Source organism: Lentzea alba (assembly GCF_047445655.1).
Classification (GTDB): Bacteria; Actinomycetota; Actinomycetes; order Mycobacteriales; family Pseudonocardiaceae; genus Lentzea; species Lentzea alba_A.
The window spans coordinates 44,530-55,915 of record NZ_JAJAEG010000038.1; the positions used below are offsets into that span (position 1 = coordinate 44,530).

At 68.3% G+C, this 11,386-nt stretch carries 10 protein-coding genes and 1 pseudogene; 2 read left to right on the forward strand and 9 right to left on the reverse strand.

Going from position 1 to position 11,386, the window contains the following annotated elements; translation table 11 throughout:
* Window positions 1-9: 9 nt before the first annotated feature.
* The 4 genes and pseudogenes from LFM09_RS42440 to LFM09_RS42455 form a co-directional block, all read right to left on the reverse strand.
* Complete coding sequence (locus LFM09_RS42440) at window positions 10-468, reverse strand: hypothetical protein (RefSeq protein ID WP_414102283.1); 459 nt, start codon at window positions 466-468, stop codon at window positions 10-12.
* A gap of 151 nt (window positions 469-619) precedes the next feature.
* Window positions 620-775, reverse strand: a pseudogene (locus tag LFM09_RS42445) (barstar family protein); the annotation flags it as partial.
* The gene (locus tag LFM09_RS42450; protein WP_414102284.1) at window positions 772-1,215 is read right to left on the reverse strand and encodes a ribonuclease domain-containing protein; all 444 of its coding nucleotides are present in this window, start codon (window positions 1,213-1,215) and stop codon (window positions 772-774) included. The pseudogene LFM09_RS42445 and the gene LFM09_RS42450, both read right to left, overlap by 4 nt.
* A complete protein-coding gene (locus LFM09_RS42455) occupies window positions 1,212-1,430 on the reverse strand; it encodes a hypothetical protein (protein WP_414102285.1) in 219 nt (72 codons plus the stop codon). The genes LFM09_RS42450 and LFM09_RS42455 overlap by 4 nt, the downstream gene beginning before the upstream one ends.
* A 70-nt stretch (window positions 1,431-1,500) precedes the next feature.
* Between LFM09_RS42455 and LFM09_RS42460 the strand changes: the two genes are divergently transcribed.
* Together LFM09_RS42460 and LFM09_RS42465 are read left to right on the forward strand one after the other, a co-directional pair.
* Complete coding sequence (locus LFM09_RS42460) at window positions 1,501-2,466, forward strand: zinc-binding dehydrogenase (RefSeq protein WP_414102286.1); 966 nt, start codon at window positions 1,501-1,503, stop codon at window positions 2,464-2,466.
* A gap of 115 nt (window positions 2,467-2,581) precedes the next feature.
* A complete protein-coding gene (locus LFM09_RS42465) occupies window positions 2,582-4,000 on the forward strand; it encodes an amino acid permease (RefSeq protein ID WP_414102287.1) in 1,419 nt (472 codons plus the stop codon).
* Here LFM09_RS42465 and LFM09_RS42470 read toward each other — a convergent pair.
* The 5 genes from LFM09_RS42470 to LFM09_RS42490 are packed head-to-tail and all read right to left on the reverse strand — an operon-like array spanning window position 3,975 to window position 11,144.
* Window positions 3,975-5,504 carry a DUF885 domain-containing protein gene (locus LFM09_RS42470; protein ID WP_414102288.1) on the reverse strand — a complete coding sequence of 510 codons (1,530 nt, stop codon included), beginning with the start codon at window positions 5,502-5,504 and terminating at the stop codon, window positions 3,975-3,977. The genes LFM09_RS42465 and LFM09_RS42470 overlap by 26 nt on opposite strands.
* Window positions 5,504-7,036 (reverse strand): DUF885 domain-containing protein, encoded by a 1,533-nt coding sequence (locus LFM09_RS42475; RefSeq protein ID WP_414102289.1) that lies wholly within the window; start codon window positions 7,034-7,036, stop codon window positions 5,504-5,506. Before LFM09_RS42475 ends, LFM09_RS42470 begins: the two co-directional genes overlap by 1 nt.
* 10 nt (window positions 7,037-7,046) lie before the next feature.
* Entirely contained in the window at window positions 7,047-8,582 is a 1,536-nt protein-coding gene (locus LFM09_RS42480; RefSeq protein ID WP_414102290.1) for a DUF885 domain-containing protein, read from the reverse strand.
* Entirely contained in the window at window positions 8,567-10,087 is a 1,521-nt protein-coding gene (locus LFM09_RS42485; RefSeq protein WP_414102291.1) for a DUF885 domain-containing protein, read from the reverse strand. Before LFM09_RS42485 ends, LFM09_RS42480 begins: the two co-directional genes overlap by 16 nt.
* 10 nt (window positions 10,088-10,097) lie before the next feature.
* Window positions 10,098-11,144, reverse strand: coding sequence for an NAD(P)H-dependent flavin oxidoreductase (locus LFM09_RS42490; RefSeq protein ID WP_414102292.1), 1,047 nt, complete (start codon window positions 11,142-11,144; stop codon window positions 10,098-10,100).
* Window positions 11,145-11,386 lie beyond the last annotated feature (242 nt).

The window sequence follows — 11,386 nt, forward strand, 5'->3', positions numbered from 1 at the left end:
TATTGGATATCAGAACCAGCCGGTGCACTCGACGACGCCCTGCACGGACCCGCAGGCGCGCATGACGCGACCGTCGTTCTTGAACGCCTCGGTGAACTTCGCGGTACCCGAGTCGATGCGTGTGTGACCGAGGGGCCCCTCGTGCTCGTTGGCCGTGGGGTCCTTCCGGTCAGTCCAGATCTCCTCGCCGGGCTGACCGGAGGAGATGCGCCCCCACGCACACTTGGACTTGTTCGACGCGCGCAGCTCGATCACACGGCCGTTCTGCATGACGATCGGGTTGTCGCCGTCGATCGTGTCGAACGGCGTGAACGGCTCTTCCTGCGTGCAGTCGGGGTCCCCGGCCTTGGCGGCAACCTCGCTCACGGAGGCGGCGGACACCTGCCCCAGATCCGCGTCCGAGTCGCAGGCAGCGACGACCGCGGCGAGCACGAGCAAAAGGCCCGTGCGACGAAAATGCGTTCCCATGGAATCGCACTGTCCACTCTGGACGGTCAATCCGCAGCCCGGGTCACCGTTCTGTGCGAATCACCCGCAGCTTGTGATCACCTGATTCAGCGTTCCGCTTCACAGCGTCACGAAGCACTTCCAAAACGGACGCGTCCAAATCAACCGGCACGACCAACGTGTACTCGCCGCCGGGCAGCCAGGACAGATCGGTCAGGCTGTCGTACAACGCGTCCAGGTTGTGCCCGAACCACTCCGGAAAGTCGAGCGCCTCGGCAATAGCCGTGATCGCCGCCTTCTTTTCCGAAACGAGAATGTGCCGTTTCACTTCGACACGTCCACGACGACGAACGTCGAATAGTGGTCGGCGGTGTAGAAGACTTCCTTTTCCGCACCCGTCACCAACCGGCGCGCACCGCGATCGGAGCTTCCCGGCGTCGGCACCGTGTACTCCTTGTAGTACCCGGAGTCCTTCTGCGGCAGCCGCTTCTCCCGGTTCTGGAACGTCACGCCGTCGTTGCGCGGGTACGGGAACGGCCCCTTGGACTCGATCAGCTTCCACGTCTTCGCGGCCTCGGCGGGCAGCTTCGACAACGCCTGGACGTCCAGGCCCGACGAGACACCGGGCACGGCGAGCGCGGAAACCGACGGCGGGATGCTCGCGGGCGGCTTCTCGGGGTTCGCGACGTTGTCCTTGACGAACCACCCGACCACGACCAGCGCGATCAGGCCGACCAGTGCGACGGTCAGGCGGCGACCAGGGCTCACGCGGCGACCTTCTCGGGCTCGGGCTCCGGCTCAGGGGCGGCGTCGGGCGCCGACGCCGGGTTCTTGGCACCCCAGTCAGCCACGCGGTCGATCAGCCGCGCCACACCCAGGCAGAGCGGCAGCACCACGATCATCACGACGGGGAACTGCACGGCGACGGGCAGCTGCACGACCCACAGCTCGACTCCGTCCCACCACTGCACCAACCAGTCCACGACCCCGAGCCTAGCCTCGTGACCGGAGTCACCGCGTTTGGCCAGGCCTTGCCTCGGTATGTTGCGAACCATGTTCGCCGTTTACGCAGCAGAACCCAGTCCTGAGAACCCGCTGGCCTCGCTTCGCGTCGGCGAGCGCCCCGACCCCGAGGTCCCGAACGGGTGGGTGCGCGTCGCGGTCAGGGCCGCCAGCCTCAACATGCACGACCTGTGGACGTTGCGCGGGGTCGGCATCAAGCCCGAGCAGTTCCCGATGATCCTCGGCTGCGACGGCGCCGGCGTCCTCGACGACGGCACCGAGGTGGTGCTGCACTCGGTCATCGGCGACCCGAACTGGTCGGGAGAGGAGACCCTCGACCCGAAGCGCACGCTGCTCACCGAGAAGCACCAGGGCACGTTCGCCGACTACGTCACGGTGCCGGCCCGCAACGCCCTGCCCAAGCCCGCCGACCTGTCGTTCGCCGAGGCCGCCTGCATGGGCACGGCGTGGCTCACGGCGTACCGGATGCTGTTCGTGAAGTCCGGCCTGCGCCCCGGCCAGACGATGCTCGTGCAGGGCGCTTCGGGCGGTGTCTCGACCGCGCTGATCCAGCTCGGCCGCGCCGCCGGCTTCCGCGTGTGGGTCACCGGCCGCACCGAGGAGAAGCGTGCACTGGCCACCGCCCTCGGCGCCCACGACACCTTCGAGTCGGGTGCCCGCCTGCCCGAACGGGTCGACGCGGTGTTCGAGACCGTCGGCAAGGCCACGTGGTCGCACTCGATGAAGGCGCTCAAGCCCGGCGGCATCGTGGTGATCTCCGGCGCCACGTCCGGCGACGCCACGGCCGCGGAGCTGCAGCGGCTGTTCTTCCTGCAGCTGCGCGTGGTCGGCTCGACCATGGGCACCCGTGAGGAGCTGGGCGATCTGATCCAGTTCTGCTCCCTCAACGGCCTCAAGCCGCAGATCGGTGCGGAGCTCAAGTTCGAGGACGCGGAGCAGGGGTTGAAGCAGATGCTCGACGGTGAGACCGCGGGCAAGATCGTATTCACCCGCTAGCACAAACAGCACAATCGGCCAAAATTTGGCTCCCTGATTGGTGGGTCCGGACAAACCGCGTGACAGTTGACACGAATAGGTTCGCCCGGACCCACTTCTGCAAGGGAGCCGAAGCATGACTACGCAGGGCGTCTTCAGGCGCAAGCCCATCGACCAGATCGCGGAGGACAAGGGCGACGGGCTCACCAGAACTCTGGGCCTGTGGCAGCTGACCGCGATCGGCATCGGCGGCATCATCGGCGCGGGCATCTTCTCGCTCGCCGGCGCCGTCGCGAACAAGACCGCCGGTCCGGCCGTGCTGATCTCGTTCCTCGTGGCCGGCATCGCGAGCGCGGCGGCCGCGTTCTCCTACGCGGAGTTCGCCGGCCTGATCCCCAAGGCGGGCAGCGCCTACACCTACGGCTACGCGGTGCTGGGTGAGGTCGTCGGCTGGTTCATCGGCTGGGACCTGCTGCTGGAGTACACCGCGATCGTGGCGGTGGTCGCGATCGGCATCTCGGGCTACTTCACCGAACTGCTGAGCCTGCTCAACCTCCACCTGCCGCAGTGGATGCTGGGCGCGCCGGGCACCGAAACAGGTGACGTCGCCGCGGGCACGTACAAGGTGAACCTGTTCGCGGTGGTGCTGTGCCTGCTGATCGCGTACGTGCTGAACATGGGCATGAAGAACGCGGCCAGGTTCGAGACCACGCTGGTGTACCTCAAGGTCGCCGTGGTGCTGCTGGTGATCGGCGTCGGCGTGTTCCACATCAACACCGACAACTACAACCCGTTCTTCCCGTTCGGCATCTCGGGTGCGCTCACGGGTGCGGCGACGGTGTTCTTCGCGGTGTTCGGCTACGACGCGATGTCGACGGCGGCCGAGGAGTCGAAGGACTCGCAGCGGCACATGCCGAAGGCGATCATCTACTCGCTCGCGATCTCGATGGTGCTGTACGTGCTGGCCTGTCTCGTGCTCACCGGCATGGTGAGCTACAAGGACGTCGACTCGGAGTCCGCGTTCGCCACGGCGTTCGCCGACATCGGCCTGCCCGCGCTCGGCATCATCATCAGCGTCGGCGCGATCCTGGGTATCACGACGGTGCTCTTCACGTTCCTCCTGGGCGCCGCCCGCGTCGGTTACTCGATGAGCCGCGACGGCCTGCTGCCCAAGTGGTTCGCGAAGACGCACCCGGTGAAGCACGTGCCGTCGCGCATCACCTGGGTGCTGGGCATCGCCTCGGCGATCATCGCCGGGTTCCTGCCGATCGCCGAGGCCGCCGAACTCACCAACATCGGCATCCTGCTGGCGTTCGTCGTCGTGTGCATCGCCGTGATCGTGTTGCGCTACAAGCAGCCCGACCTGCCCCGCACGTTCAAGACGCCGGGCATGCCGGTGGTGCCGATCATCGGCGTGATCTTCTCGATCTGGCTGATCACGTTCCTCACGCCGGAGACCTGGCTGCGGTTCGCGGTCTGGTTCGGGATCGGCCTGATCATCTACTTCGCCTACTCGAAGCGGAACTCCGTCATGGAGAAGCAGTCCAAGCAGTGACCTGCTGATCGAGAACCGACAGCGGAACCGGGCCCATCCCGATCACCAGGTCGTGGAACGCCCGCACGTCGAAGCGGTCGCCCAACCGGGCGGCCGCTTCTTCGCGCACGCGCTGGATCTCCAGGCGCCCCACCATGTACGCGAGCGCCTGACCGGGCATCTCGATGTACCGGTCGATCTCCGCCTGGATCTCGGGTTCCGGCATGACGGTGTTCTCCCGCAGGTAGTCGACGGCCTGCTGCCGCGTCCACCCGAACGCGTGCAGACCCGTGTCGACCACCAGCCGGGCGGCACGCATCGCGTCCAGGCTCAGCATGCCGAACCGCTGCTCGTCCGACGAGTACAGCCCCATCTCGTCGGCCAGGCGTTCGGTGTACAGGCCCCAGCCCTCGAGGTACGGCACGATGAACGCGAACTTCCGGATGTCGGGCAGATCGTTCTCCGCCGCGATGCTCAGCTGGTAGTGGTGACCGGGCACCGCCTCGTGGAACGCCGTCGCCTCCGACCACGTGCGGCTGCGTTCGGTGGCGCCCAACGGGTTCAGCCAATAAGTGCCGGGACGGCTGCCGTCCAGCGGTGCCGGCAGGTAGAACGCGATGCCCGCGGTCTCCCGTTCGGCCTCGGCGACGGGGAGCACCTGACAACCGACCTTCGGCATGCGCCCGAACCACTTCGGCGCCTCGGCCTCAGCCCGCGCGATCGCCTCCACCGCGTGCTCGATCATCTGTTCTTCGTTGTCCCACAAGAGTTCCGTGCGCAACCGGTGGAAGATCTCCGGTACGTCGGACGTACCCCACACCCGCGAACCGATCTCCGCGTACTCCTCACGCAGCCGCGCGATCAGGTCCAGCCCCAACCTGTGCAGCTCGTCCGGGGTGCGCGACGTGGTCGTGAAGTTGCGGGCCAGGTTCGCGTAGTTCTTCTCGCCCTCCGGCAACCAGCAGAGGCCGGGTTGATCGTCGCCACGACCGTCCTCGATGGACACCAGCACGTCGCGGAACCCGGCCACGGAGGCGCGGATCTCCGGGGAGAGCTCGCCTTCCCACTCTTCAGGAGCAGAAGCCAGGAACCTCTCCACGCGCGTCACACCGGCCTGGAGGTGCCGGCGCAGCGGCCGCCGGTCGGAGTCGCGGATCCGCTCGCCCGCCTGCTCGACGTACCTCGGGATCTTGCCGAGCCGCTGCGACACGTCCAGTTGCGACGCGAGCATGAGCAGCGCGTTCACCGGCGCGGCGAGCCCGGTCGCGACCGTGTGTTCGATCAGCCTGGAGTCGATCCGGGTCACGATCGACTCGCCCTGGTGCTTGAGGACGGCCAGGGTGACGGGGTCCTCGTCGCTCGTCTCCGCCCGGCCCAGGATGTCCGCGACGCGCGCCCGCAACGCCTGTTCGCCGTCCACGCTCAGGTCCTCGAGCTGGTCCTCCCAGCCCGGCAGGCCGTACATCGAGGCGCTCCAGGGCGACCAGTCCATGTACGCCTGGAACATCTCGTCCGCGAGCGACATCAGACCGCCTCCGACCACACGTTGACGAGACCACCGAGAGTCGACAGCGGCACCGGGCCACTCGCGATCACCAGGTCGTGGAACGCCTTGATGTCGAACCGCGAACCCAGCCGTGCCTCCGCCTCGCCGCGCAACCGCTGGATCTCCAGCCGCCCCACCATGTACGACAGCGCCTGGCCCGGCGCCTCGATGTACCTGTCGATCTCGGCGTCGATCTCCGGCACCGCCATCACGGTGTTCTCGCGCAGGTAGTCGACGGCCTGCTGCCGGGTCCACCCGAGCGCGTGCATGCCGGTGTCGACGACCAGTCGCCCGGCGCGCATCGCGTCGGTGCCGAGCATGCCGAGGCGCTGCTCGTCCGACGAGTACAGCCCCATCTCGTCGGCGAGGCGCTCGGTGTAGAGGCCCCAGCCCTCGATGTAGGCGTCGATGAACGCGAACTTGCGGATGTCCGGCAGGTCGGTCTCGGCGGCGATGGTCAGCTGGTAGTGGTGGCCCGGCACGGCCTCGTGGAACGCGGTCACCTCGGACAACGTGCGGCTGCGTTCGGTGGCCCCCAACGGGTTGAGCCAGTACGTGCCGGGCCGGGTGCCGTCCAGCGAGGCGTCCATGTAGTACGCGATCGCCGCGTTCTTGCGCTCCGCCTCGTCGACAAGGCGCACCTGGCAACCGACCTTCGGCATGCGGCCGAACCAGTTCGGTGCCTCGGCTTCAGCCCGTGCGACCGCCTCGACCGCGCTGGCGATCATCTCTTCTTCGTTGTTCCACAACAGTTCCGTGCGCAACCGGCGGAAGATCTCCGGCACGTCGGACGTGCCCCACAGCCGTGAGCCGATCTCCGCGTACTCCTCACGCAACCGCGCGATCAGGTCGAGCCCCAGCTGGTGCAGTTCGAGAGGGGTGTACGCGGCGGTCGTGTAGTTGCGGACCAGGTTCGCGTAGTTCCGTTCGCCCTCCGGCAACCAGCACAGACCCGGCTGGTCGTCGCCGCGGCCGTCGGAGATCGACCGCAGCACGTCGCGGAACCCGGCCACGGAGGCACGGATCTCCGCGGAGTGATCGCCCTCCCACTGCTGCACGGGCGCGGCGAGGACCTTCTCCAAGCGCGTGGCAGCGGACTCCAGGTGCCGGCGCAACGGCCTGCGGTCGGAGCCGCGCACCTTCTCGGCCGCCTGGTCGACGAACCGCGCGATCTTCCCCGACCGCTTGGACATGTCGATCTGCGGCGCCATCAGGAGCAGCCCGTTGACCGGCGCGTGCGTCCCGGTCGCGACGGTGTGCTCGAACAGCCGGGCGTCGATCTTGTCGACGATCATCCTGCCCTGGTGCCGGACGACCTCCAGCGTGACGGGGTCCTCGTCGCTGGTCTCAGCCTTCTCCAGAACGGAGGTGATCCGGGCTCGCAACGCCTGCTCGCCCTCCGGGCTCAGGTCCGTGAGCTGGTCGTCCCAGCCCGGCAGGCCCACCAACGTGGGGAACAGGGGCATCCAGTCCATCAAGGCCTGGAACATCTCATCCGCGAGCTTGGTCACGCTGTCCTTCTTAGCGGAGAGATGACCACGAGGCGACCAGTTCGCCGAGGGTCGAGAGCGGCATCGGGCCGTTCTCCAGCACGAGGTCGTGGAACGCCTTGACGTCGAACCGGTCGCCCAGCTCCGCCTGAGCCTCGGCCCGCAGTCGTTGGATCTCCAGACGTCCCACCATGTACGCGAGCGCCTGACCCGGCACCTCGATGTAGCGGTCGATCTCGGCCTGGATCTCCGGCTCGGGCATCACGGTGTTCTCGCGCAGGTAGTCGATCGCCTGCTGACGCGGCCACCCCAGCGCGTGCAGGCCCGTGTCGACCACGAGCCGGGCCGCGCGCATCGCGTCCGCCGAGAGCATGCCGAAGCGCTGCTCGTCCGACGAGAACAGGCCCATCTCGTCGGCCAGGCGTTCGCTGTAGAGGCCCCAGCCTTCGAGGTACGCGTCGATCGACGCGTACTTGCGGATGTCCGGCAGGTCCGTCTCGGCAGCCAGGGTCGTCTGGAAGTGGTGGCCGGGCACCCCTTCGTGGAACGCCGTCGTCTCGGACTGCGTGCGGCTGCGTTCGGTGGCGCCCAACGGGTTCAGCCAGTACACGCCGGGACGGCTGCCGTCGAGCGCCGCCTCCAGGTAGTACGCGATCGGCGCGGTCCCGCGTTCGGCTTCGTCCACGAGCCGGACCTCGCAGCCGATCCGCGGCAGGCGGCTGAACCACCGCGGTGCCACGGCCTCGGCCCGCGCGATCGCCTCCACTGCGTGCGCGACCATCTCTTCTTCGTTGTCCCACAACAGTTCCGTGCGCAACCGGCGGAAGATCTCCGGCACGTCGGACGTGCCCCACAGCCGTGAGCCGACCTCCGCGTACTCCTCACGCAACCGCGCGATCAGGTCCAGCCCGAGCTGGTGCAGCTCGGCAGGGGTGCGCGAGGTGGTCGTGTAGTCGCGGACCAGCTTGCGGTAGTTCTCCTCGCCGTCGGGCAACCAGCAGAGGCCGGCCTGCTCGTCGTCACGCCCCTTGAGCGACAACAAGGTCTCGCGATACGCGGCGATCGAGGCCCGGATCGGTGCGGAGGAGTCGTGTTCCCATTCCTGGACCGGAGACTTCAGGAAACCGTCGAGCCGGGCCGCGGAGCTGCGCAGATGACGGCTCAACGGCCGGCGGCCGGAGTCGCGCACCCGCACGGCCACCTGGTCGACGAACCGCGGCACCAGCCCGGCCCGCTGCGACATGTCGGTCTCGGAAGCTCTGAGCAGCAGGCGGTTGACCGGTGCGGCCAGGCTTTCCGCGACGACGTGCTCGACCAGCCGCGCGTCGATCTGGTTGATGATCATCTCGGCCTGGTGCCGGACCACCGCCAGCGTGACGGGGTCCTCGCCACTCGTCTCGGCTCTGCGCAGGACGTCCGCGAGCCGGGCCCGCAACGCCTGTTCGCCGTCGACGCTCAGGTCTTCGATCCGGTCGTCCCAGCCCGGCACGCCCAGCAGCGACCCGAACAACGGGTCGCGTTCCATGAACGCCGCGAACATCTCCTCCGCGATCATGCGGAGGCCCACGTGGTGACGAGGTCGCCGAGGGTCGAGAGCGGCACGGGGCCGTTCTCCAGCACGAGGTCGTGGAACGCCTTGAGGTCGAACCGGTCGCCCAGCTTCGCCTGGGCCTCGGCGCGCAGACGCTGGATCTCCAGGCGCCCCACCATGTACGCGAGGGCCTGGCCGGGCGCCTCGATGTACCTGTCGACCTCCGCGACGACCTCGGTCTCGGACATCACGGTGTTCTCGCGCAGGTAGTCGATGGCCTTCTGGCGCGACCACCCGAACGCGTGCAGGCCGGTGTCGACGACGAGCCGGCCGGCGCGCATGGCGTCGAATCCCAGCATGCCGAGGCGTTGTTCTTCCGACGAGTACAGGCCCATCTCGTCGGCCAGGCGTTCGGTGTAGAGGCCCCAGCCTTCGAGGTAGGACTCGATCGACGCGAACCTGCGGACGTTCGGCAGGTCGGTCTCAGCGGCGATCGTCATCTGGAAGTGGTGCCCGGGAATCGCCTCGTGGAACGCCACCACCTCGGACAGCGTGCGGCTGCGTTCGGTGGCGCCCAACGGGTTCACGAAGTAGGTGGCGGGCCGGGACCCGTCGACAGCGCCGCTGTCGTAGTACGCGAGCGGGGCGACCGCCCGGTCCTGCTCCGGCGTCAACCTGACCTCGCAGCGCGTTCTCGGCATCCGGCTGAACCACTTCGGCGCCTCGGCCTCGGCCCGCGCGACGGCCTCCAGGGCGTTGGTGACCATGTCGTTCTCGTTGGCCCACAACAGTTCCGTGCGCAACCGGTGGAAGATCTCCGGCACCTCGCTCGTGCCCCAGACCCGCGAGCCGATCTCCGCGTACTCCTCACGCAGGTTCGCGATCAGGTCGAGTCCCAGCTGATGCAGTTCGGCCGGGCTCAGCGACGTGGTGGTGAAGTCGCGGACCAGCTTCGCGTAGTTCGCCTCGCCCTCCGGCAACCAGCACAGGCCCGCCTGCTCGTCGTCACGGCCTTCGAGCGACAGCACGACGTCGCGGTACGCGGCGAACGCCGGCCGCAGGTCCGCGTCACCCTCCCACTCCTGGGTCGGCGAGGCGAGGAAGCGTTCGACGTGGGTAGCGGCGGTCCGCACGTGCCGGCGCACCGGCCTGCGGTCGGTGTTGAGCAGCCGGTCGGCGGTCTGGGAGAGCAGGCGTGGCACCAGGTGCCGCCGCTGCGAGAAGTCGATCTCGTGGGCGAACGAGAGGAGGTTCGCCACCGGCGCTGTCATCGCCCAGACCACGGTGTGTTCGACGAGCCGGGCGTCGATGTTCGTGATGACCGACTCGGCCTGGTGCCTGATGACGGCGCGCGTGATCGGGTCCTCGTCGCTCTCGTCGACGCGCGAGAGGATGTCCGCGAGCCTGGCGCGGATGACCTGCTCGCCGTCGACGCTGACGTCTTCGAGCTGGTCGTCCCAGCCGGGCAGGCCCAGGAACGTGGCGAACGTCGGCGCGGAGTCCATCAGCACGCGGAACGTCTCTTCGGAGAGCGAGGTCACACTCTCCTTCCTAGCCGCGCCGGAAGCGCTCCGCCAAGGCATTTACCGTTTCGAGCAGCTCGGCGTGCACTCGCTGGACGATCTCGGCGGCCGGTTCGGTCGTCGCGAGCGCGTACGTGGTGCCCGCCCAAAGCGACATGACCTCCAGGTCCCCGGTCGCGCGCACGGGCTTGGTCAGGTGGTGCACGTTCGGGTACGCAGCCGGCGCGTGGGGGCTGTTCTCGATCAGGAACCGGTTCACCAGCCCGCGGGCCGGCCTCCCGCTGAACGCCCTCGTGAGCGCGGTCCGGCGAGCCCCTTCGAGGATCGCTTCCCGGTGCGCCGCAGCGGTTCCGGCCTCCGGGCATCCGAGGAACGCGGTGCCGAGCTGGGCCGCGACCGCTCCGGCCGCGAGCACGGCGGCGACGTCCGCACCGGTCATCAGGCCACCGGTCGCGATCACCGGCAGGTCGACCGTGCCCTTGACGAGCCGCAGCGCCGCGAGCGTCCCGTACAACTCGCCACCACCGGGCGAGATGCCGTCGTCGGTGAACGTGCCGCGGTGCGCGCCGGCGTCCGCCCCCTGCACGCACAGCACGTCCGCACCGATCTGCTGCGCCTGTCGTGCCTCGCTAGGGGTGGTGACGGTCACCACGATCGTGGCGCCGGACGCCTTGAGCCGCTGCACGTCGTCCACGTCGGGCAGCCCGAACGTGAACGACACCACCGGGACCCGCAACGCCAGCACGAGCTCGAGCTTCGCGGCGTAGTTGTCGTCGTCCCAGCGCGGCTCACCCGGCTTCGCGCCGACCTTCTCCGCACACGCCGTGACCCGGTCCACGTAGGACGAGATGTCCGCCGTCGGCCGTGTACCCGGCACGAACAGGTTGACCCCGAACGGCTTGCTCGTGAGCTCGCTGGTCTGCTTGATCTTCTCCGCGAGCTGCTCGACGGTGATGTAACCGGCCGCGAGGAACCCGAACCCGCCTGCCTCGGTCACCGCGGCGACCAGCTCGGGGGTGGAGGCGCCGCCTGCCATGGGCGCGGCTATCACGGGCACGGCCAGCGTGTGGAACATGAACACAACCTAGTTGGACCGAGCGGTGGATGCCCGGTGAAGCGGCTGTGTCTTTGATGACGCAAGGAACACGGCCGCTACTCCGGTCAGATCACCTCGTGCACCCAGTCGGCGACGGCCCGCGGACGAGCAGTCGAGCGACAACGGTCGGTTCGACGGCATGCGCTGCACAAACCTTTGATGCACAACGACTGCACGATCTCGTTCACCGTGTTCCCGTCCCAACTGGCGGCGGGGCCACG